Source organism: Lactobacillus delbrueckii subsp. delbrueckii DSM 20074 = JCM 1012 (assembly GCF_001433875.1).
In the GTDB taxonomy this organism is placed as follows: domain Bacteria; phylum Bacillota; class Bacilli; order Lactobacillales; family Lactobacillaceae; genus Lactobacillus; species Lactobacillus delbrueckii.
In genome coordinates, this window is the sequence record NZ_AZCR01000173.1 from 1 (window position 1) to 237 (window position 237).

The 237-nt window shown below is 40.5% G+C and carries 1 pseudogene; it reads right to left on the reverse strand.

What is annotated here, in order from left to right:
- Positions 1-213: pseudogene (locus tag FD23_RS09575) on the reverse strand (IS3 family transposase); the annotation flags it as partial.
- Between the last annotated feature and the right edge of the window lie 24 nt (positions 214-237).

Below are 237 nucleotides of genomic sequence, written 5' to 3' on the forward strand. Positions count from 1 at the left end.
AACTCTATCAATGGCAGCAAGCTTGAAATTAGCAGTATATTTCTGTTGAGGTCGATCCAGAATATCTTCACCATGCTTTTGGATCAAGTCTACCAAATAATGGATACCTCCACGCCCCATCCCATATTTTTGGCTAAGGTAGGTGCCTCTTCTGTGGTCGTCTACCCATTCGTGGTAGATAGCAAGTTTGATTTCTTTAGTGTATTTAGTCATGAAAATAACCCCCGAAATTAGTGT